This is a genomic window from Ruegeria sp. K5, assembly GCF_056531805.1.
This window is the reverse complement of sequence record NZ_JBQFML010000006.1, coordinates 129,994-149,915: the sequence shown is the minus strand read 5'-3', so window position 1 is coordinate 149,915 and position 19,922 is coordinate 129,994. Positions and strand designations below refer to the sequence as shown.

The window sequence follows — 19,922 nt, the reverse complement described above, 5'->3', positions numbered from 1 at the left end:
TCCGATCTCAATTCGGGCAGCCTATGCAGAACAGTATTAAAGTCAACAATACTGACCTAATGTTTCAATCAAAGTGAAACCGCCCTTCTTGAACCCGAACCCCCACTGTGGTCATATGTTTTGACCAATTTTGGACGTGTATATGCCCTTTCAAAAAGTTCAGACCGAAAAGCTGTCGAGTGCAGTTGTCCGGCAGATCGAATTGCTCATCCTACGCGGCATCCTGCGCCCCGGCGAGCGTCTGCCGTCGGAGCGGGAATTGGCCGAGCGCATGGGCGTGTCACGCCCATCTTTGCGGGATGCCATTTCCGATCTGCAGGACCAAGGGTTGCTGACCGCAAAGGCCGGATCCGGTATCTATGTGGCCGAAGTTCTGGGCTCGGCCTTTTCCCCTGCCCTGATCCGGTTGTTCAGCAGCCATGACGAGGCAGTGTTCGACTATCTGTCCTTCCGCCGGGATATGGAGGGGCTGGCCGCCGAGCGCGCTGCGCGGCTTGGGTCCACCAGCGATCTTAAGGTGGTTCAGGCCATTTTCGACCGGATGGAGACGGCACATGAGCGCAACGCCGCCGAAGAAGAAGCCGGGTTGGACGCCGAGTTTCACATGGCCATTATTGAGGCCAGCCATAACGTTGTCATGCTGCACATGATGCGGTCGATGTACGATCTGCTCCGGCAGGGTGTGTTTTACAACCGCCAGATGATGTTTCAGCAACGCGCCACGCGTGAGGCCATTCTGGACCAGCACCGCGCGATCAACACAGCCCTGCAAGCTCGGGATCCCGAGGCCACCCGTTTGGCGGTCGAACAGCATCTGGATTTCGTCGAGCGCTGCATGGAGGATCAGCAAAAGGCCGAACGCAACGAGGCGATTGCACAGCAACGCCTGGCGCATGAGACGGGGCAAGCCTAGGCGCCGAAACCGCTTTGGGCACCTGAAACAAAAAAACCCGGCGACTGCGCCGGGTTTTCTTAATTCGGGATAGGCAATTGTCAGTGCAGCTTTTCGCCCACGTCAGCAATGGCCGCATCGATCAGCTTGTTCGCCTGAGCAGCGGTCATCTGCTTGGCCAGCACAGCGTTAGCTGCCGAGACAGCAACGGTGATGGCCTGATCGCGCACTTCCTTCACAGCCGAAGCCTCAGCCGACGCGATCTGGTCCTGTGCGGCCGCCAGACGGCGCGCGATGGATTTCTCCAGATCGACCTTGGCTTGCTCTGCTGCCAGCGCCGCGTCATCCTTGGCCGCAGCCACGATGGCATCCGCCTGCGTCTGCACTTCGCGCTGCTTACGCTCGTACGAGGCCAGCAGGCTGCGCGCTTCTTCATGCAGGGCGCGGGCTTCGTCCAGTTCGGACTTGATGCCCTCGGCCCGGTTGTCCAACGCGCCACCGATCATGCCGGGGACCTTGAAGTAGAACAGGACTGCGATGAAGACGATGAAGCCCAGAGTGACGACAAAGTCCGTATTGCCAAGCGAGAAGAACGGGCCGCTTGCGGCCAGCGCCGGGCTTGCGGCACCGAAGGTCAGGATAAGGGCAAGAGTGTTCCGCATGTCACTTATCCTTTCATCTGCGCATCTACGGCACCGTCGATGGCTTTGGCATCCGCCTCGCCGCCCAGTGCTGTGACCAGTTCAGCCGCCGTATCCTTGGCAACCACTTGAATGCTTTCCAGCGCACCGGCACGGATGTCGGCAATTGCCTTTTCCGATTCAGCCGCCTTTGCAGCGATTTCCGCGTCCGCCTTGGCAATCGCGTCATCCAGACCAGCCTGGATTTCGGCGCGGGCTTCCGCTGCGATACGCTGTGCCTCAGAACGGGCATCGGCCAGCGCCTTGTTATAGGCCTCTTCAGCCTCGACCGCCTTGGCCTTCAGATCTTCGGCCGCAGCCAGGTCATTTGTAATGGTCCCCTGACGTTCAGCCAGGATTGCCGCGATGCGCGGCAAGGCCACGCGGGACAGGACCAGAAAGATGACGACCAGCGTAATGACCAGCCAGAAAATCTGGTTGGGGAACCAATCGAAGCAGAGCTGTGGCATCCCGATGGCAGAGCCATAGGAGTCGACGCACGAGCCGGCTACCTCTTTAGTAATGGGTTCAGTCGCCATGATATCCTCCGTCGGAAACTTGTCTTTACAACAGGTGGGCCGCTATGGCTTGGGCCCACCTGCGCGTAAGGATCAGGTTCCGCAGATTATACGGCGAACATCAGCAGCAGCGAGACCAGGAATGCGAAGATCCCCAGGGCTTCTGCGAACGCGATACCGATGAACAGGGTTGCGGTCTGCGAAGCAGCCGCCGAAGGGTTGCGCAGGGCGCCGGCCAGGAAGTTGCCTGCAACGTTGCCCACCCCGATTGCGGCTGCGCCGGAACCGATTGCTGCCAGGCCTGCGCCGATGTGTGCGAGATCGCCTTCCATGATGTATCTCCTTACGAATTGGAAGTTTCGATGTTGGGTTATCGTTCCTGCGTAGGATGGGTGATTTCACCCATCTTTAGTGATGCGGATGCAGAGCGTCCTTCAGGTAAACACAGGTCAGAATGGTGAAAACGTAGGCCTGAATGAAGGACACGAGGACCTCAAGGCCATACATTGCGGTGATCGCCAGAACGGACACGGGCGAAATCGCGGCAATCGCGGCAAAGCCTGCGAACACCTTGATAACAGCGTGGCCTGCCATGACGTTACCAGCAAGACGAATGGAGTGGCTGACCGGGCGCACGAAGTACGAGATCAGCTCGATGATCGCCAGAATGGGACGCAGCGCCAGCGGGGCGCTGGACACCCAGAACAGGCTCAGGAAGCCTGCGCCGTTCTTGACAAAGCCCAGCACGGTCACGGTCAGGAAGACCGACAGCGCCAGCGGGATGGTCACGGCGAAATGCGACGTTGTGGTGAAGGACATGGGGATCATGCCCAGGAAGTTCGCGCAGACGATGAACATGAACAGAGTCATCACATAGGGGAAGTACTTGACGCCTTCCTTGCCGCAGATGTCTTCCAGCATCTTGTAGATGAAGCCATAGGCCAGTTCTGCGACCGACTGCATCCGGGTCGGAACAATCGCGCGCTTCGAGGTCGGCACGATCAGCAGCAGAATGATGGCCACGATCGCAAGGAACAGCCACAGCGTCACGTTGGTGATCGTGAACATGCCCACCGCACTGTCACCGAACAACGGCTTAACGATGAACTGATCCATCGGGTGGAAAACCAGGCTGCTGCCTTCTGCTGCGGTGGTCTCAGTTGCCACGTTCAGTCCCTCTCGTCCTTCTCGGCCGCCTCAGCCGCCGCTTGTTTCTCTTGAACCTCTTTCGCGCTGCGGAGCATAACCTTCACGCCCGCGACAAGGCCCAGCAATGTGAACAGCACCAGAAAGATCGGGATCGTCCCGAACAGGCTGTCCAGCCCGTATCCGATGCCAAATCCGATCCCCAGACCGGATACCATTTCGATGACCATCCTCCAGGCAAGCTCGCCCCCGGACACGTCAGCATCCGCACGAGGCTTGGGCTGTTTCGCCTTTTTCGCCGCGTCGATCTTAGCCTCCAGCTGCGCCATACGCTGCTTTTGGTCGTCATCGGTCACGGGCGTTTTCCTCGCACAGTCTTGGGGCTAGGTGCTAAGGGGCGCAGGGCACAGAGTCAACGGTGTTGAGCGCCCGAATTGCCGCAGGATAAACTCCTGTTTTCATTCGGTATTTCTGCTGGGAAGGTGCAGGTAAATCGCAAGTCAAAAGGTGGGCAATACGAAATCACCCTGAATCCACATATTCAACCAAATGGTTGACCAAACTCCGGCGCTGTGGTTCAGCGGGATCATGTCCGACGACCTCGACACCGTATTCGCCGCCCTGGCTGACCCGACCCGGCGCACCATCCTTGCGATGTTGCTTGAGGATGACATGGCCGTCACCGACGTGGCCGAACCGTTCGAGATGTCGCTGGCCGCGATCTCGAAACACCTGGTCATTCTGACCAAGGCCGGGCTGATCTCTCAGGAAAAGCGCGGGCGGGTGAAGTGGTGCAAGCTGGAGCCCGACGCCCTGCGGACGGCTTCGGTCTGGATGCAGGGGTTCGGACAGTTCGAGCCGGTGAACCTGGACGCGTTCGAGCGGTTTCTTGAGGTCGAACTGCCCGCGACGGATGGCGCGGATGACTCGCCTACCTGACGACAAACACGGACACTTTGGCGTGTTTCGCCAGATACCCGGCATGGCTTGAGAAGATATAGTCCGTGATCCGAGGCGCGTGTGTACCCACAACGATCAGATCGGCGCCAATCTCTTCGGCTGCACGCGTCAGATCCCCATCAACTTCGACCGCAACATCGACTGAATGGATGTTCTTAGTGCCGACCTCTGCACCGCTTTTGGCCGAAAGGTCATCTGCCAAAGCCGCAAGGTCCTTGGCGATAGAGGCGTCCGATGCGGTGACATCACCGGGTTGGGTACCAGTCACGCTGACCAGGGTCACACGTGCGTTTTGCCATTTGGCCATCTCACCCGCCACAGCAACGGCTTTTTGCACTTCGGGCGGCAAGTGAAGATCGACGGGGATCATGATGTGACTGAACATTTCGTCCTCCTCTTCCTTGTGGAAAGTATAGAAGACATGCCCGGTTTCAGCCTTGATCTGCCTCAACGGAGGGGCTGTTCGCCCTCTTGGCGAACAACACAGCCGCACCGCAATCAGCCGGGTATGACGCTGTAAATGACGCCTGTTGGGTCCGCCGAACACGTCCATGGGCGGCTTTGCCCGGCAACGGTAACCTCTGTTACGGAACCCCGTGGGTCGGGCCGCGTTTCCTGCGCCTTGACGTCATCAATACGCGTGCCGCTTTCGGCAGAGACCAGCGCCTCGCAACTGGCTTGCAGCGATGTCTCGTCGCCGGAGCCCTGCAAGTTGCCTTGCGTACAAGCGCCCAGTGCGATCAAAACTGCGCCCGTTAGAAATGGCTTCATTCCCCTGCCCTCGTTTTCGTTTTGGCCGATAGGATGCTGCCAGAAGCTGATGGGAACACAAGCGTCAATCTGCACTGCGGCGAAGGGATGCCGGCTCGGGGACTTCCTCTTTCAGCAGCAAGAGAAGGGCCAGAACTGTCAAGGCAATGCCCACCACGATCAGCCCGGTCGGCACACCGTTGCCCAACGCAATCTCCCACAGGATGACCCAACTGGGCACCAAATAGGTATACGCCATGACTTTGGCCGAGGGCAGCCTCAGCGCCGCAAACTGGACCAGAACAAAGCTGGCTGCCGTTGCAAAGAAGGACAGGTACAGCAGCCCGATCCAGACGATGCTCGGCAGGTTGGACCAATTGGTGCTGATTATATCCGACCAGCCGAAGGCCGTCAGCAGGACGCACCCGGCCAGCAGAGTGCCGAAGGTGAACACAACCGCCGGTTCGCCCCGGTTCAGCTTGCGGACCATGGGTGTATAGATTGCGTGGGCGACGCAGCCCACGAAATAGATGACCTCACCCACCCCGATCTGGAAAGCCCGGAACAACTGCCAGTCGGCGCGAAAAATCACCCACAATGCGCCGACCGCCCCGACGGACAGGGCCAAAGCCATCCGCGGGGTTGTGACCTGCCGCAGCAACACCCACCCAGCAATGGCCGAGACGACCGGCGTCAGCGTGAACACGGCGGCAGCACTAACCGGCGGAGCGGTCTGCAGACCGTAGAACATCAGGACAAAATAGGTGGCGAACAGACCGCCCAGAACCAAATAGCGCCACGGGGCCTGCGTGGCGGAACGTGGCACACCGGTCGTGGCATAGGCAGCAATCCCAATTACTACCGCCGCAATCGCAAAGCGCACCGCGTTCAACGCAGCTGGGGCGATCTCATTCGCGATCATCGACCCCAGCGAGAAGCTGCCTGCTACCAGCGCCGAAAAGCACAACATGGCCAGATGGCCACGGGCTTGCGGCGTCATGGCAGCCAGGTCCGCGACTGTTCCTTCAGGAAGGACAGGAACGCCTGCACCTTGGTCGTGCGGTGCAGATCGACATGGGTGACCAGCCACAGTTTGCCCGACCATTCGGGCAGGCTGTCCATCACTTCCTCAAGATCCGGGTATCTGGCAGCCTCCCATCGGGCCATGAACCCGATCCCGGCCCCGGCCCGAACGGCCTCGGCCACGGTGAAGTTGTTCGAGCACCTGAATGTCAGCGCCTCGGCCGGGGCGTTGGCCCGCAGCCATTGCGAAAACGGCGCGCGGCTGTTTTCGTCATCATTTCCAACAAAGGCGTGTTTGGGGAAATCCTCGACACTTTGCGGCTTGCCCCGGCGGGCGACGTAATCCTTGCTGGCAAACAAGCCCACGTCCTGTGTCACGAAGGGCTGCACAACATTGTCCGGCTGATCCGGCGCTGACCCGGCGCGAATGGCAACATGCGCCTCGCCATATTCAAGGCGAAACAGGCGGTCCCCGGTCAGATAGCGCACGATCAACCCCGGGTGGGCCTTTTGGAACTCGCTGAGAGTGGGCACAACCAACGGCACCAGCGACGCCAGCGAGGTCACCACCAACTCGCCCGAGACATCGTCGCCCCGGCCCTTCATTCGACCCACAAGCTGGTTGAACTGATCCTCGGTCGCCTGCGCCACGCGCAACAGGTCTTCACCCGCCTCGGTTGGCGTATATCCCCGCGCGTGACGCTGGAACAGTTTCACACCCAACCGCGCCTCGATCGCGTCGATATGGCGGATCACTGTTGCATGGTGCACGCCCAAAACCTCGGCCGCGCCGCTGACTGTCCCCATCCGCGCGACCTGATATGCGGTTCTCACTTCATCCCAATTATCCATGGCAAAGCTATCTTTGTGCAATTTCTAACAGACGCTGTTGATGTATCCGACTTTTGTTCGCCAGCGCAACAATCATATTGAGCCCAGACCACATCACCCCTGATCGAAGGACTGCAGAAATGACCAAAACCATTCTCCACATCGACGCCTCGGCCCGCCGCACCGGATCGGCAACACGTGATCTGTCAGACCGTGTCGTCAAACATCTGGGCGCCGGGCGCATCATTCGCCGTGATCTGGCCTCGCCCCTGCCGCTGCTGACCGAAGACTGGATTGCCGCGAACTTTACCCCGGCAGATCAGCGCGACGCGGTTCAACGGGATCAACTGGCCCTTTCGGACGAGCTTGTGAACGAGCTTCAGCAGGCCGACACAATCGTCATTGGTCTGCCGATCTACAACTTTTCGGTACCCGCCGCGTTCAAGGCGTGGATCGACTTGGTTGCCCGCGTGGGTCTGACCTTTTCCTATACCGAAAACGGCCCCAAGGGGCTGCTGGAAGGCAAACGCGCCGTTCTGGCCATCGCCTCGGGCGGCACCGCCGTGGGGTCCGAGATCGACTACGCGTCTGGCTACGCAAAGCATGTTCTGGGCTTTATCGGAATTCACGATGTGGACGTCGTCGCCGCGGACCAATTGGCCATCGACCCTGACGCATCAGTGCAGAATGCGCATAAGGCCGTATCCGAACTGGCCGCCTAAACCGGCACTGGCCTTCGCGACCAGAAATGTCCAATCTGCAAAACAGGTATTTTGCGGGTTGGACATTCAATCATGAAAAAGATCGGAATTCTGGGCGGAGTCGGCTGGGCCTCGACCGTCGACTACTACAGAGCCATCGCCGAAGGGGCGGGCCGATATTTTGCCGCGCGCGGCCATGGCTCGCCCCTGCCCGTACCGCCGATGACGATCGAGTCGGTGACGCAAGCCAGAACACGGGCGCTGCGCGGTGTGGCCGGAAACGAAGAAAGCTGGGCAGAGTTCGACGCGGTCTTCCGCGACGCGCTGCTGACCCTTGAAAACGCAGGGTGTGATTTCGGCATCATTGCGTCGAACACGCCCCATGCCCGCCTGCACGCGATCCGTCAGGGTGTTTCGATGCCCATCCTCAGCATCTTCGATGCCACTGCCGAAGCCACCGCAAAAACCGGCGCATCACATGCGCTGGTGCTGGGAACAACCGTGACCATGCAAGCGACCAACTATGCCGAAAGGCTGGCGGTCGAAGGCGTCACCGCAAACGTCCGACTGCCGGATCCGGACGTCGACGAGATGCAGGCCATGATCGACAGCGATTTTTATGGCGGCGCGTCCGGGACCGCGCACGCCCGTTTGCTGGCCTTCTGCAACCGCCACGCAACACCCGGCACCGCTATTCTGCTGGCCTGCACCGAACTGCCGCTGGCCTTCCCCAACCATCTGGACGACCCGGTATTCGAGGCAGACGGGCATCTGTTCATCAACCCCTCAGCCGCCCATGTGGCCGCCGCCCTGAAACAGGCGCTGCCCGCGGACTAAAGCGCCCGCCCCTTCTTCTGTTCAAAAATACCTCCGCCGGAGGCACGTGCGCCTGAAAGGCGCACGTTCAGTCAGGGCAGCCACGTCACCTGACAGCCGATCTTTTCGAAAAACGCCATCAGATCACCCCGCGACATCGCAACCGTCCGGTCATTGACCAGCGGATGCATATAGATCACATCGGCCTGCTGTGCGGCTGCATCCATGAAAAAGCGCAGATCATTCTGCACCCCGTTGATCATGGCCAGCGGGCTGACCGCGCCGGGCCGGATACCAAGGTTCTGCAACAACCGATCCGCCGAGCCGAACGACAGGTTGCCCACACCCAGCTCTGCCCCCAGTGCTTTCAGATCGATCTCGCGGCTTTGTTCCAGCGTCACCAGATAGTTCCGCTTTTTCTTGTCGCGCAGGTACAGGTTCTTAAGGCGCAGCGCGTTCTCTCCGGGCACCATGAACTGATCCTCGACGGCCTTCGACTCTTCGACCGTGCGCAGCGGAGGATGAGTGTGCAGCCGGTAAACCAGCCCCCAATCGTCCAGTTGCGCCAACAAGGCGTCAGAACTGAGGGGCAATGTGTCCTGAAAAGCGGATGATGCGTCCATCGTGATCTCCTGTCTGATGCGCTCATCGCGCAACAAAGGTGGAAATTCAAGCCACGACAGTGCCGGAATTCAGTGTTAGCGTGCCGCCATGAAAGTGTCGCGCAATACCCCGGACCAATTGATCCTGACATACACGCCCTGGTTCATCGGCATCACGCTGGTCTTCTTCATACTCGCCTTTGTCGGAGCAGGTCTGTTCATGGTCAGCGAAGGCGGCGAAGGCATTCTGTTCGGTCTTTTCTTTGCACTCTTTGGAGGAGGATTGGGGTTCGGCGCGTTCTGCACCTTCGTCCGGCGCGTTCAGGTCATACTGGACCGCAACCAGGGCAGCCTCGTGATCCGCAGGCAGTCGGTCTTTGGCTATGACGCGGTCGAGCATGCGCTGTCAGACCTGTCCCATGCCGAGATCGAAAGCTCGGTGTCGCGCAGCACCAAAGGATCGTCGACCCTCTACCGCCCGGTCCTGATACTCGACAAGGGTATGAGCGCGGGCCGACATCCCATCGTCGAGGCATTCTCAAGCGGACGCGGGGCGCACGGATTGGTGGATGCGATCAACTATTGGCTGCCCGCTGGCGATCAGAAACCAGATCGGGAACAGGCCTGAGGGTTACACGGCCCGACCATGTTCCAGCCACATCCGCTCAGCCGGGGTGACCATGCCGGCCATCCGGGCGTCATATCACGCCATCTCGGCCTCGGTCAGCTTACCTTCCCACTTGTTGCTGGTGCCTCACGAGAAAAACTGCGCGAAATCGCGAAAAACGCTGGTAAACCCCGGCGTCTGCGACAGGCGTCTGGCATTGTCTTTCATCGACCCGAAGCTTCCCGCTTGCGAAATCCCGGCCACCATGCGGTCGTCGATGTTCATTCCCATGATCCCGGCCAATCGCCTGACCTGTCCCGGCAAGTCGCGGCTTAGCTCGGCATAGTGCAGGAAATGAATATTGGGCAGGTCGCGATAATCCCAGAAAGACCGGAAGTGATGCACGAACGAGGCCAGCGTCAGATCATCGGTCCCTTTGGTCGAGGCCGGGCGGTCCAGAAACATCGCAAACGCTTCGGACAGGTCGTCGGGAAACAGATAGTCCAGCCAGTCTTCGGTCATGTTCTCGACATGGCTACGCAGCGAAAAATGCACATCGACCGGATGACGATGAACCACCAGATACTGGGCATCCGGCGAATAGGTGATGCCATCCAGCGGTGTATGCGTTTTGATGCAGCGCCTTTGGTCCTGAACTTCCAGTGAATTGGCCTGCGCGACCCGGTCGCGAAAAGCGCAATCCAGCCAGGGCGAGACCTTGTTGTCATAGATCGACGGATCGGCCTGTTCGGTAATCAGCATTCGCACCAGTGTCTGCGTCCAGGTGGTTCCGCATTTGGGCGGCGTGCAGACAAACAGATCGTCAGGGCGTATCCGGAAATCGGGCCAGATATCCGTATTTGTCACCGGGCCCACGTAGTCGGTGGTCCGCTGTGGAAATGTACCGCTCACCTTCACCCTCCGACCCTTGCATCCTGCTTGCCGACGCTACACCACAGGGGGTTCCATACAAAGCGCCTGTCTTGACTCGGTGCCTTCAGGCGCGTAGACGACGCGCAAACATCCGGAAGAAACCATCCTTCCGGTCCCTTGAGTCGTTCAGGGATCGCCCCCCACCAGCGAGTTTCGCCCGTGGGGGCAATGCCATTTGGCATTACCCCCACGTATAATTCTGTGGGAGGGGGCGTTTGTGCATTTAACCGGCGCATCCTATTTAGGACACGCCAAGAGACAACCGGCGAAGGAGGCCGAAGGCATGTTTGAAAATCTATCCGAACGCCTCTCTGGCGTCTTTGACCGGCTGACCAAACAGGGCGCCCTGTCCGAGGAAGACGTCAAGACCGCCCTGCGTGAGGTGCGCGTTGCGCTGCTTGAGGCTGACGTCTCGCTGCCGGTGGCCCGCGCCTTCGTCAAGAAGGTGCAGGAACAGGCGACCGGTCAGGCGGTGACTAAGTCGATCACCCCCGGCCAGCAGGTCGTCAAGATCGTGCATGACGCGCTGGTCGATACCCTGCGCGGCGAGGAAGACCCCGGCAAGCTCAAGATCGACAACCCGCCCGCCCCGATCCTGATGGTTGGTCTGCAGGGCTCGGGCAAGACCACCACCACCGGCAAGCTGGCAAAGCGCCTGAAAGAGAAAGAGGGCAAGAAGGTCCTGATGGCCTCGCTCGACGTCTATCGCCCGGCGGCGATGGATCAGTTGGCGGTGCTGGGCACGCAGGTTGGTGTGGATACGCTGCCGATCGTGCCCGGCCAATCTCCGGTCGATATCGCCAAACGGGCCAAGCAGCAGGCGACGCTTGGTGGGTATGATGTCTACATGCTCGACACCGCGGGTCGTCTGCACATTGACGAAGTCCTGATGGACGAGGTCGAGCAGGTCCGCAATGTGGTCGACCCCCGCGAAACCCTGCTGGTAGTCGACGGCCTGACCGGTCAGGTCGCTGTTGAAGTGGCCGAGGAATTTGACGCCAAGGTCGGTATCTCGGGCGTGGTCCTGACCCGGATGGACGGTGACGGGCGCGGCGGTGCGGCGCTTTCGATGCGCGCGGTCACTGGCAAGCCGATCCGCTTTGTCGGCCTGGGCGAGAAGATGGACGCGCTCGAAACCTTCGAGCCGGACCGGATCGCAGGACGTATTCTGGGCATGGGCGACATCGTTGCCCTGGTCGAAAAAGCCCAGGAAACGATGGAGATGGAACAGACCGAGCGCATGATGAAGCGCATGGTCAAGGGTCAGTTCAACATGAACGACCTGAAAATGCAGCTGGAACAGATGATCCAGATGGGCGGCATGCAGGGCATGATGGGCATGATGCCGGGCATGGGCAAAATGGCGAAACAGATGGATCAGGCCGGTCTGGACGACAAGATCCTGCGCCAGCAGATCGCGATGATCCAGTCGATGACCAAACGCGAACGCGCCAACCCTCAGCTATTGCAAGCCAGCCGTAAGAAACGGATTGCCGCTGGTTCGGGGATGGAGGTCAGCGACCTCAACAAACTGCTCAAGATGCACCGGCAGATGTCGGACATGATGAAGAAAATGGGCAAGATGGGCAAAGGCAAGATGCTGAAACAGGCCATGAAAGGCATGTTCGGCAAAGGCGGCCCCTCGCCCGAGGACATGGCCGCAGGCATGGACCCCAAGGCGCTGGAACAGGCGGCCAAGGCGATGGGCGGCAAGATGCCCGGCGGTCTGCCCGGACTGGGCGGCGGTATGGGGCTGCCTCAGGGCCTCAGCGGGTTCGGGAAGAAAAAGTAAGTGACACTCGCGCCCACCATATCCACCGCGCGCCTGACATTGCGCCATCACCGGCTTGAGGATTTCGAGCCGATGGCCGCGCTGTTTGCGACGGATTGGGCGAAGTACATGGATGGGCCGTACTCGGCGCAGGACCTGTGGTCGATGCTGGGCTCGGACGTGGCCAGTTGGCAGTTTCTCGGGTTTGGTGCGTGGGCGGTCGATCTGACGGAAACCGGTGAGTTCATTGGGCAGGTCGGGATCAACAAACCTCCGAAATTCCCGGAAACCGAAATCGGCTGGTGTATTTTCCCCGGATTTGAAGGTAAGGGCTATGCATTCGAAGCAGCCTGTGCCGCGCGTGACTGGGCGTTTGAGAATACCGGGCTGACGTCATTGGTCAGCTATATCGATGCGCCGAACACCCGTTCAATTGCGCTGGCCAAGCGGCTTGGGGCAAATGAAGACCCAAGCGCAGCGCGCCCGAACCCCGAGGATGTCGTCTATCGTCACCCTCACCCGGATGAGCGGCAAACCGGATCGGAGGCCTACGCATGACCTTCCGGTTCGAAGCTCCGCCAAATGCTCAAGGGGCTGAATTGGCGTCTCGCGTGGCGGGCGCGATTCCGACGCTCGAAACCGAGCGTCTGGTTCTGCGCGCGCCACAATTGTCGGATTTCGACACCTATGCCCGGATCGTGGCCAGCCCGCGCGCGCGGTACCTGACAGTCATGTCGCGCGAGGATGCGTGGTATGATTTCGCTCAGATGGTCGCCATCTGGTCGCTGCGCGGCCATGGCCTTTGGTCGGTTGAGGCGAAGGCAGGCGGTCAACTGCTGGGCTTTGTCGTTCTCGGCTTCGAGCCGGAAGACCCAGAGCCAGAGCTTGGTTTTGTCTTCACCGAGGAAGGTGAAGGCCACGGCTATGCGTTTGAGGCCGCGAGCGCCGCGCGTGGCTTTGCGTTCGAGCAACTCGGCTGGGACACTTTGGCGAGCTTTATCGTCAAAGGGAATGAACGCTCTCAACGTCTGGCAGACCGGCTTGGCGCTTTTGTGGAACGCGAGATCGTTGAAGAGGACGGTGTGACCTTGGTGTATCGCCACCTCGCCACCGATGGCGACGGCGGGATGGAGGCCTACGCATGACCTCATTCACCATCCCCACCGTTGAGACAGACCGCCTGATCCTGCGCGCGCCGCATCTGGACGATCTGCCCGCGATGACCGCGTTCTTCGCGACCGAGCGCAGCCATATGGTCGGCGGCCCCAAGGATGCGCTTGAAAGCTGGGGCTCTCTGGCTAACCGTCTGGGGCACTGGGCGCTGAAAGGCTTTGGCCTGTGGCACCTGACCGAAAAGGCCAGCGGCGCATTCGTGGGTTGGGCCGGGATGATCGACGTACCCGGCTGGGCCGAACCCGAGCTGGGCTGGACGCTGATGGCCGAGGCCGAGGGCAAAGGGCTGGGGTTCGAGGCCGCAGCGGCTGCGCGCGATTACGCGGCGCGGCATCAGGGGCTGAACGGCGTGATCAGCTATATCGCCCATGCCAATGACCGCTCGCGCGCGCTGGCCGAACGGCTTGGTGCGACGCTGGAGATTGAAAACGCCGAGCTGTTGGGCAAACGCGCCCAGATCTGGCGCCACCCGCAGATTGACTTGACCACCGAAAGGACCGGCCAATGACCAACCCCGTGACACAGGCTGCCACGCTGTTGAAAGAGCATCGCGAAAGCATCGACCGGCTGGACGCGATCCTTGTCTACACGCTGGGCGAGCGGTTCAAGCACACGCAGGCTGTTGGCAAGCTCAAGGCCGCACACGACCTTCCCCCGTCCGATCCCTCGCGCGAGGCCGCGCAGATCGCACGGCTCGAAGACCTGGCGAAAGAGGCCGATCTGGACCCCGACTTCGCCAAGGCTTTTCTGAATTTCATCATTCAGGAAGTCATCCGACACCATAAGAAACATCAAAACTAACCGGCATCTGCGCCGGCTCAACAAAAGACACGCCTTCGGCGTGATGCCATTCAAAGGAGATACCACCATGGCAATGAAAATTCGTCTCGCCCGCGGCGGCTCGAAAAAGCGTCCCTTCTACCGCATCGTGGCTGCTGACAGCCGCATGCCGCGCGATGGCCGTTTCATCGAGAAACTGGGCACCTACAACCCGCTGCTGCCGAAAGACAGCGAAGAGCGCGTGAAAATGAACATGGAGCGCATCCAGTACTGGCTGGATCAGGGCGCACAGCCCACCGACCGTATCGCACGTATGCTGGAAGCAGCCGGCACCCGTGACAAGGCCGAGCGCAACAACCCCAACAAGGGTACCCCGGGCAAGAAAGCTCAGGAACGCGCCGAAGAAAAAGCGGCCAAGGCTGCTGAAGCTGCCGAAGCGGCTGCTGCACCTGCTGAAGAAGCGGCTGCAGAAGAATAAGCAGGCGGGCTCGTGCGGGATCAGACTTTCACCGATGATTTTCGCACGCAGTTCGATCTGTTGATGCGGCTCCGGCGCGATGTGCGCCGGTTCCGCACCGACGCGGTTGACGAGGCAGTGCTGACGCGCTGCCTCGACGCGTTTCGTCTGGCCCCCTCGGTGGGGCTGAGCGAACCCTGGCGCGTGATCCGCGTCGAAAGCCAGGCCGCGCGCAATGCGGCGCTTGAGAATTTCCAAACCGCCAACGCGCAGGCGCTGGGTGGATATTCGGGCGAAAAAGCCCAACTTTATAGCCAGTTGAAACTGTCGGGGATGCAAGAGGCCCCAGTTCAGCTGGCCGTTTTCTGCGACGATTCAACGGACAAAGGGCTTGGGCTGGGTGCCGGTTCTATGCCCGAGATGCGGCGTTATTCCGTCGTGTCTGCCGTCACTTTGTTCTGGCTGGCCTTGCGGGCCGAGGGGCTGGGGCTGGGCTGGGTTTCGATCCTCGACCCCGACCGGATGGCGCGCGATCTGGACGTGCCCGAAGATTGGCGCCTGATCGGCTATTTCTGTGTCGGCTGGCCGGAAGAATTGTCCGACACGCCAGAGCTGGAACGTGTGGGTTGGGAAAGTCGCAACGACGCGCTTCCCATCGAGGTGCGATAAGCGATGTTCGGTCTGTTACGCCTTCCCATCCTGCTGCTGATCGCCTTTATTGTCGGCGTGTTCTTTGAACGCAGCAATCAACGCGAGGCCTGCGACGGGCTTGGGCAGTGGAAAAACGGGCTATGTGTAACGACGGGTGTGACCGATGAGTGACCTGATCTGCGTCGGCAGCATTGCAGGATCATACGGCGTGCGCGGCGAAGTGCGGCTGAAAAGCTATTGCGCCGAGCCTTCGGATATCGAGGCTTACGCGCCCCTGACCGACGAATCCGGCAAGGAACGTTATCCGCTGGTCCTGACCCGCACGATCAAGAACGGCTTTGCTGCCCGTTTGGGTGGCGTAGAGACCAAGGAACAGGCTGATGAGTTGAAGGGCCTGCGCCTGTTTGCGCGGCGCGATCAGTTGCCCTCGCTTCCGGATGACGAGTTTTACCACGCCGACCTGATCGGGCTTGAGGTCTATGACACCGGCGGCACCCTGTTGGGTCGGGTGAAATCAGTTCAGAACCACGGTGCTGCGGATCTGCTGGAACTGTATGGTCCGGGCCTGAAATCCACCGTCCTGCTGCCGTTCACGCTTGAGGCCGTGCCAACGGTTGATCTGGACAAAGGCCGCATCGTCGCGGACCCGCCCGAAGGTCTGATCTGATGCGGCGCGTCCTGCTGCATCTTGGCTTGCACAAGACGGGCACCACCGCCGCGCAATCCTTTCTTTACGAAAACCGCTCGCTGATCTGGCCGCATTATTCGTTGCTGCTGCCCTACAAGACGCGCAAATCGGGTTTGGCGGCGGCGGCCACGCGGCATTCGGTCTATCGGCTGGACGATACGCTGGCCACGTTCGGCAACCAGTTGAACGCATTTCTGGGCGACATCGATTTCGGAACGCGACGCGGCCTTGTGCTGAGTGACGAAAACTTTGCCGGTCTGCGCCCCAGCAGAAACAGCGCCGAAGGATATGCGGCCACGCCCGAACTTGCGGCCACATTGGTCAGCGCAATTCGCCGCCGGTTGGTGGGGGACAAGGTGGACATCACCGTTTACCTGTCCCTACGCGAAAGAACCGGATGGCTGCGCAGTCTTTGGGCGCATGACCTGCAACGCAGGCGTCTTGTTCAGGATTTCGATGAGTTTTGCAGGTCCCTCGATCATCTTCCCGGCTTGCCAACCGTCGCAGACAGAATTCAGGAGAGACTGCCAGAGGTGACCGTTCAGACGCGGTGGCTGGAAGACCTGCAGGACACCCGGTTCGGCCCCGGCACGCCCTTTGCAGACTTTCTGAACCTGCCTCATGACAAGACGTCAAAGCTGGTGCCGCCCACAAAATCCAACGCGGGCCTGCCCCATGACGTGCTGTCCGAATTGCTGACGCTAAACCGATCCCCGCTGGACGACACCGCGCTGATCGCGCAGAAGAAGGCCCTTATTCGCAGCGCACGGACCGCATTGGCTGGCCAGACATGACCGACACACCCAAGAAATCCCACGGCCGCAAGGCCATTCGTCCGACATTGAAACCGCGAGAGCTGATGACGCCCACGCCGGATCTGCACGGCGTATGGAAAGCCAAGATCATCACGCTGTTTCCCTCGGCCTTTCCCGGCGTTCTTGGCGAAAGCCTGACCGGCAAAGCCCTGCAAGAAGGGTTGTGGCAGCTGGAAACCGTGGATTTGCGTCAGTTCGGCATTGGCAAGCATCGCAATGTCGATGACACACCTGCGGGCGGTGGCGCGGGCATGGTCCTGCGCGCCGACGTGCTGGGCCCGGCAATCGAGCACACGATGTCAGGCATTCGCGGCAACTGGCCGCTGATCTATCTCAGCCCACGCGGGCGTCGAATGGATCAGCGCATGATGCAGACCTTTGCGCGCTGCGACGGGATGACCCTGCTGTGCGGCCGGTTCGAGGGCGTGGATGAGCGTGTGCTAGAGCATTACGGCGTTCAGGAAGTGTCTCTGGGCGATTTCGTGATGACCGGTGGTGAGATTGCCGCGCAGGCCCTGATCGACGCCACCGTGCGCCTGATCCCCGGCGTTCTGGGCAATCAGGCCTCGACGGAAGAAGAAAGCTTTTCCTCTGGCCTGTTGGAGCATCCGCAATACACCCGTCCGTCGGACTGGAATGGCCGCCCGATTCCGGATGTCCTGATGTCCGGCCACCATGGTCGCATCGCGGACTGGCGGCATCAGATGGCGGAACAGATCACCCGCGAAAGACGCCCGGATATCTGGCAGGAATATCTGGACTCGCAGGACAAAGATCGCAGCTAACTCTGACGTTCGCTACGGCGTCGCGGCTTTCCACAGCGCCCAGGTCTCGGGCGTTCCGTGAAAGACGTTGATGTCGACCCGGCCCTGAACGCCGGGCACCAGACCTGTGCCCGTATACTGCCAGAAACGCCAAACCGAGCGCGGATAGACCTTGCTGGGATGCCCGGCGACGGATCTTAACCAGAACTCGGTCTTTGGCAGGCGGCCGATATTGGTGTCGTCGTAGAAATCGACGGTCGTATAGACGATGGGTCTGCGGCCATAGTGTCGTTCGAGGATATCCAGAAAGCGCTGTGCCTCGGCCCGAACGGTCGCGCCATCGGGGCGCAGGGTGCAAGTTCTGGAATGCGGCGTCCATTCCATGTCCAGCACATGCGGCAGGTCCGCACCTTTGGGTACGTTTTCGATAAACCAGCGCGCCTGTTCCCGCGCAGAACGGCAGAAGTAGTAATAGTGATACGCCCCCCACGGCACACCCGCCGCCTGCGCGCCACGCCGGTGGTCATCGAACATTGGGTCGAAAACATCGCCACCCTCGGTTGCCTTCATGAAAACAAAGCTGACACCCGACGCCTTGGCCTGCCTCCAGTCGATAGGGCCTTGCCAGCGCGAGACGTCAAGCCCGTGCACCGGATACAGCCCGGGATGCCGCCCTTCCCAGTCATGGGGATCGGCGTCGCCGAAATCCGGGTAGATCACCGATGGGGCCGTTCGATCCACGCCCGGCGTTGGCTCGACCACCTGCGGGGGCGGCCCTTGCCGCCCGCACGACATCAACGCAACGCCCAATAGTGCCAATAAGACGGAAACCCGCATTACCCTGTCCTGAATTTGTTAATTCTGCTCTTTCAATTGACCTCAGAATGCCCGAACCGTGGGCCAAGGCAACGGCGCAGTTGCAAAGTGGCGAATTCTCACCGGTGACGCCTGCAATTTAGGCTTGATCCCTGCCCCCAAACCCCCTAAAGCAGCGCAATCCGGTGCCGCGAACAGCGACTCCGGTGTTTTGGTTTGCATCCTGACGTGACGCCCGGCTTTCTTCAGCCACGGCGCGACAGGGCGGACCGGACCAAAGGAACATTCGATCTGACCTCTGGCGGGCTGCACAGCAGGACCCGGTGAAGACCAAGAGCTCTCAGGCCGTGCCCAAACTTCGTGGACCAACCACGAGCAGATAGGAGTAACTGCGATGGACCTGATCGCACAGCTTGAGGCGGAACAGATTGCCGCCCTGGGGAAAGACATCCCCGATTTCAAAGCCGGAGACACCATCCGTGTCGGCTTTAAAGTGACCGAAGGGTCGCGTACCCGTGTGCAGAACTACGAAGGCGTCTGCATCGCGCGCAAAGGTGGCAGCGGCATCGCCGGTTCGTTCACCGTTCGCAAAATCTCGTTTGGCGAAGGCGTGGAGCGTGTGTTCCCGCTGCACTCGACCAACATCGACAGCATCACCGTTGTCCGCCGTGGCCGCGTCCGTCGCGCCAAACTGTACTACCTGCGCTCGCGCCGTGGTAAATCCGCGCGTATCGCAGAGGTTACCAACTACAAGCCCAAGGCTGGCGCCGAGGCGTAAGGAGCGGAAAGATGAAAAAAGACATCCATCCCGATTATCACGTCATCAACGTCAAAATGACCGATGGCACCGTGGTTCAGATGAAATCCACCTGGGGCGCCGAAGGCGACCAGCTGGCTCTGGAAATCGACCCTTCTTCGCACCCCGCATGGACCGGCGGTTCGTCGCGCCTGATGGACACCGGTGGCCGCGTGTCGAAGTTCAAGAAGAAATACGAAGGCCTGGGCTTCTAAGCTATACCTTTACCGAATGCGAAAGGCCGCCCGTTTGGGGCGGCCTTTTTTTGTTTGCGGTGCTTCAAGTCTTTACCCAAAGACATAGAAACATAGTTTGTTGCCATCAGGATCACGCACATAGGCCCCATAGAAGCGATCCGGCACGCGCTGGCCCGGTTCACCCTCATCCGTTGCACCCAGGCTGATTGCCTTTTCATACATGGTTGAGACTGCCTCTTTGTTGTCCGCCGGAAAGGATACCATGTTGCCATTACCCGAGGCGCACTCATTACCATCATAAGGCTCGCACACGGCAAGCATCGGTGCAGTGGGATCGTTGCCGATAAAAGCGATGCGGCCCGCATCGATCAGGACTTGCGCGTCTTTGTCTGCAAACAGCGACGTGTAGAACTGCTTGGCGTTGTCCAGGTTGGAAACACCGATGGTGACGTATCCGATCATATGCGGAACCCTTTTGTGTTTGATGGGGAATCTCCGGGCCATCGTCTGCCAGGTGACCGGGGTATACAAGTCACGAAACCGACAACAGCCGGA

The 19,922-nt window shown here is 60.1% G+C and carries 31 protein-coding genes; 18 read left to right on the top strand and 13 right to left on the bottom strand.

Annotated features, from left to right (window positions below; all coding sequences use genetic code 11):
* Positions 1 to 142 precede the first annotated feature (142 nt).
* The gene (locus ACR0MO_RS16340) at positions 143 to 913 is read left to right on the top strand and encodes a FadR/GntR family transcriptional regulator (RefSeq protein ID WP_480892303.1); all 771 of its coding nucleotides are present in this window, start codon (positions 143 to 145) and stop codon (positions 911 to 913) included.
* An 80-nt stretch (positions 914 to 993) separates the two neighbouring features.
* Here the strand turns inward: ACR0MO_RS16340 and ACR0MO_RS16335 are convergent, their stop codons facing one another.
* The 5 genes from ACR0MO_RS16335 to ACR0MO_RS16315 all read right to left on the bottom strand — a co-directional run bounded on the left by ACR0MO_RS16335 (position 994) and on the right by ACR0MO_RS16315 (position 3,592).
* Positions 994 to 1,554, bottom strand: a complete 561-nt coding sequence (locus ACR0MO_RS16335) for a F0F1 ATP synthase subunit B (RefSeq protein ID WP_170520225.1) — start codon at positions 1,552 to 1,554, stop codon at positions 994 to 996.
* A 5-nt stretch (positions 1,555 to 1,559) separates the two neighbouring features.
* Positions 1,560 to 2,111, bottom strand: a complete 552-nt coding sequence (locus tag ACR0MO_RS16330) for a F0F1 ATP synthase subunit B' (protein WP_170454717.1) — start codon at positions 2,109 to 2,111, stop codon at positions 1,560 to 1,562.
* A gap of 86 nt (positions 2,112 to 2,197) precedes the next feature.
* Positions 2,198 to 2,422 carry a F0F1 ATP synthase subunit C gene (locus tag ACR0MO_RS16325; protein ID WP_005981269.1) on the bottom strand — a complete coding sequence of 75 codons (225 nt, stop codon included), beginning with the start codon at positions 2,420 to 2,422 and terminating at the stop codon, positions 2,198 to 2,200.
* A gap of 76 nt (positions 2,423 to 2,498) precedes the next feature.
* A complete protein-coding gene (locus ACR0MO_RS16320) occupies positions 2,499 to 3,257 on the bottom strand; it encodes a F0F1 ATP synthase subunit A (protein ID WP_480892300.1) in 759 nt (252 codons plus the stop codon).
* A gap of 2 nt (positions 3,258 to 3,259) precedes the next feature.
* Positions 3,260 to 3,592, bottom strand: coding sequence for an AtpZ/AtpI family protein (locus tag ACR0MO_RS16315; RefSeq protein ID WP_170454720.1), 333 nt, complete (start codon positions 3,590 to 3,592; stop codon positions 3,260 to 3,262).
* Positions 3,593 to 3,824: 232 nt separating this feature from the next.
* Here ACR0MO_RS16315 and ACR0MO_RS16310 point away from each other — a divergent pair, with 232 nt between their 5' ends.
* Positions 3,825 to 4,175 (top strand): metalloregulator ArsR/SmtB family transcription factor, encoded by a 351-nt coding sequence (locus ACR0MO_RS16310; RefSeq protein WP_170520223.1) that lies wholly within the window; start codon positions 3,825 to 3,827, stop codon positions 4,173 to 4,175.
* On the opposite strand, the gene ACR0MO_RS16305 is transcribed toward ACR0MO_RS16310, so the two are convergent.
* The 4 genes from ACR0MO_RS16305 to ACR0MO_RS16290 form a co-directional block, all read right to left on the bottom strand.
* Positions 4,168 to 4,581: a universal stress protein gene (locus tag ACR0MO_RS16305; protein ID WP_170454724.1), complete on the bottom strand. Its 414-nt coding sequence runs from the start codon at positions 4,579 to 4,581 to the stop codon at positions 4,168 to 4,170. The two genes, ACR0MO_RS16310 and ACR0MO_RS16305, sit on opposite strands and share 8 nt — an antisense overlap.
* A gap of 113 nt (positions 4,582 to 4,694) precedes the next feature.
* Entirely contained in the window at positions 4,695 to 4,967 is a 273-nt protein-coding gene (locus ACR0MO_RS16300) for a hypothetical protein (protein WP_170454726.1), read from the bottom strand.
* Positions 4,968 to 5,031: 64 nt separating this feature from the next.
* Positions 5,032 to 5,946, bottom strand: a complete 915-nt coding sequence (locus ACR0MO_RS16295; protein ID WP_170454729.1) for a DMT family transporter — start codon at positions 5,944 to 5,946, stop codon at positions 5,032 to 5,034.
* Complete coding sequence (locus ACR0MO_RS16290; protein ID WP_170454731.1) at positions 5,943 to 6,821, bottom strand: LysR family transcriptional regulator; 879 nt, start codon at positions 6,819 to 6,821, stop codon at positions 5,943 to 5,945. The genes ACR0MO_RS16295 and ACR0MO_RS16290 overlap by 4 nt, the downstream gene beginning before the upstream one ends.
* A gap of 119 nt (positions 6,822 to 6,940) precedes the next feature.
* On the opposite strand from ACR0MO_RS16290, the gene ACR0MO_RS16285 reads away from it, so the two are divergent.
* Complete coding sequence (locus ACR0MO_RS16285; RefSeq protein WP_170454733.1) at positions 6,941 to 7,522, top strand: NAD(P)H-dependent oxidoreductase; 582 nt, start codon at positions 6,941 to 6,943, stop codon at positions 7,520 to 7,522.
* Positions 7,523 to 7,594: 72 nt separating this feature from the next.
* Positions 7,595 to 8,338, top strand: a complete 744-nt coding sequence (locus ACR0MO_RS16280) for an aspartate/glutamate racemase family protein (RefSeq protein WP_170454735.1) — start codon at positions 7,595 to 7,597, stop codon at positions 8,336 to 8,338.
* A 71-nt stretch (positions 8,339 to 8,409) separates the two neighbouring features.
* On the opposite strand, the gene ACR0MO_RS16275 is transcribed toward ACR0MO_RS16280, so the two are convergent.
* Positions 8,410 to 8,940: a prolyl-tRNA synthetase associated domain-containing protein gene (locus ACR0MO_RS16275; RefSeq protein ID WP_170454737.1), complete on the bottom strand. Its 531-nt coding sequence runs from the start codon at positions 8,938 to 8,940 to the stop codon at positions 8,410 to 8,412.
* Positions 8,941 to 9,028: 88 nt separating this feature from the next.
* Here ACR0MO_RS16275 and ACR0MO_RS16270 point away from each other — a divergent pair, with 88 nt between their 5' ends.
* A complete protein-coding gene (locus ACR0MO_RS16270) occupies positions 9,029 to 9,547 on the top strand; it encodes a hypothetical protein (RefSeq protein WP_480892294.1) in 519 nt (172 codons plus the stop codon).
* 126 nt (positions 9,548 to 9,673) lie between these two features.
* Here the strand turns inward: ACR0MO_RS16270 and ACR0MO_RS16265 are convergent, their stop codons facing one another.
* Entirely contained in the window at positions 9,674 to 10,438 is a 765-nt protein-coding gene (locus ACR0MO_RS16265) for a sulfotransferase domain-containing protein (protein ID WP_480892291.1), read from the bottom strand.
* Between the two features lie 304 nt (positions 10,439 to 10,742).
* Here ACR0MO_RS16265 and ffh point away from each other — a divergent pair, with 304 nt between their 5' ends.
* The 11 genes from ffh (at position 10,743) to trmD (ending at position 17,579) form a co-directional block, all read left to right on the top strand.
* The gene (gene ffh, locus ACR0MO_RS16260; RefSeq protein WP_170520202.1) at positions 10,743 to 12,251 is read left to right on the top strand and encodes a signal recognition particle protein; all 1,509 of its coding nucleotides are present in this window, start codon (positions 10,743 to 10,745) and stop codon (positions 12,249 to 12,251) included.
* The gene (locus ACR0MO_RS16255) at positions 12,252 to 12,788 is read left to right on the top strand and encodes a GNAT family N-acetyltransferase (protein ID WP_170520199.1); all 537 of its coding nucleotides are present in this window, start codon (positions 12,252 to 12,254) and stop codon (positions 12,786 to 12,788) included.
* Complete coding sequence (locus ACR0MO_RS16250; RefSeq protein WP_480892287.1) at positions 12,785 to 13,375, top strand: GNAT family N-acetyltransferase; 591 nt, start codon at positions 12,785 to 12,787, stop codon at positions 13,373 to 13,375. The genes ACR0MO_RS16255 and ACR0MO_RS16250 overlap by 4 nt, the downstream gene beginning before the upstream one ends.
* Positions 13,372 to 13,911, top strand: a complete 540-nt coding sequence (locus ACR0MO_RS16245; RefSeq protein ID WP_480892284.1) for a GNAT family N-acetyltransferase — start codon at positions 13,372 to 13,374, stop codon at positions 13,909 to 13,911. The genes ACR0MO_RS16250 and ACR0MO_RS16245 overlap by 4 nt, the downstream gene beginning before the upstream one ends.
* Positions 13,908 to 14,204, top strand: coding sequence for a chorismate mutase (locus tag ACR0MO_RS16240; RefSeq protein WP_074737903.1), 297 nt, complete (start codon positions 13,908 to 13,910; stop codon positions 14,202 to 14,204). Before ACR0MO_RS16245 ends, ACR0MO_RS16240 begins: the two co-directional genes overlap by 4 nt.
* Positions 14,205 to 14,271: 67 nt before the next feature.
* Positions 14,272 to 14,661 (top strand): 30S ribosomal protein S16, encoded by a 390-nt coding sequence (gene rpsP, locus ACR0MO_RS16235; protein WP_170350323.1) that lies wholly within the window; start codon positions 14,272 to 14,274, stop codon positions 14,659 to 14,661.
* 12 nt (positions 14,662 to 14,673) lie between these two features.
* Entirely contained in the window at positions 14,674 to 15,309 is a 636-nt protein-coding gene (gene bluB, locus ACR0MO_RS16230) for a 5,6-dimethylbenzimidazole synthase (protein WP_170520183.1), read from the top strand.
* Positions 15,310 to 15,312: 3 nt separating this feature from the next.
* Positions 15,313 to 15,462, top strand: coding sequence for a hypothetical protein (locus ACR0MO_RS16225; protein ID WP_480892280.1), 150 nt, complete (start codon positions 15,313 to 15,315; stop codon positions 15,460 to 15,462).
* Positions 15,455 to 15,958 (top strand): ribosome maturation factor RimM, encoded by a 504-nt coding sequence (gene rimM / locus ACR0MO_RS16220; RefSeq protein ID WP_480892277.1) that lies wholly within the window; start codon positions 15,455 to 15,457, stop codon positions 15,956 to 15,958. The genes ACR0MO_RS16225 and rimM overlap by 8 nt, the downstream gene beginning before the upstream one ends.
* Positions 15,958 to 16,773: a hypothetical protein gene (locus ACR0MO_RS16215; protein WP_480892274.1), complete on the top strand. Its 816-nt coding sequence runs from the start codon at positions 15,958 to 15,960 to the stop codon at positions 16,771 to 16,773. The genes rimM and ACR0MO_RS16215 overlap by 1 nt, the downstream gene beginning before the upstream one ends.
* On the top strand, positions 16,770 to 17,579 hold the full coding sequence (gene trmD, locus ACR0MO_RS16210; protein ID WP_170454759.1) for a tRNA (guanosine(37)-N1)-methyltransferase TrmD: 810 nt from the start codon (positions 16,770 to 16,772) through the stop codon (positions 17,577 to 17,579). The genes ACR0MO_RS16215 and trmD overlap by 4 nt, the downstream gene beginning before the upstream one ends.
* A gap of 12 nt (positions 17,580 to 17,591) precedes the next feature.
* Here trmD and ACR0MO_RS16205 read toward each other — a convergent pair whose 3' ends face one another.
* Positions 17,592 to 18,395 (bottom strand): glycoside hydrolase family 25 protein, encoded by an 804-nt coding sequence (locus ACR0MO_RS16205; protein ID WP_170520168.1) that lies wholly within the window; start codon positions 18,393 to 18,395, stop codon positions 17,592 to 17,594.
* A 373-nt stretch (positions 18,396 to 18,768) separates the two neighbouring features.
* Here ACR0MO_RS16205 and rplS point away from each other — a divergent pair, with 373 nt between their 5' ends.
* Both rplS and rpmE read left to right on the top strand, forming a co-directional pair.
* Positions 18,769 to 19,152 (top strand): 50S ribosomal protein L19, encoded by a 384-nt coding sequence (gene rplS, locus ACR0MO_RS16200; protein ID WP_170328369.1) that lies wholly within the window; start codon positions 18,769 to 18,771, stop codon positions 19,150 to 19,152.
* 11 nt (positions 19,153 to 19,163) lie between these two features.
* Positions 19,164 to 19,385, top strand: coding sequence for a 50S ribosomal protein L31 (gene rpmE / locus ACR0MO_RS16195; RefSeq protein ID WP_170454763.1), 222 nt, complete (start codon positions 19,164 to 19,166; stop codon positions 19,383 to 19,385).
* 72 nt (positions 19,386 to 19,457) lie between these two features.
* On the opposite strand, the gene ACR0MO_RS16190 is transcribed toward rpmE, so the two are convergent.
* On the bottom strand, positions 19,458 to 19,829 hold the full coding sequence (locus ACR0MO_RS16190) for a VOC family protein (RefSeq protein WP_170624292.1): 372 nt from the start codon (positions 19,827 to 19,829) through the stop codon (positions 19,458 to 19,460).
* Positions 19,830 to 19,922 lie beyond the last annotated feature (93 nt).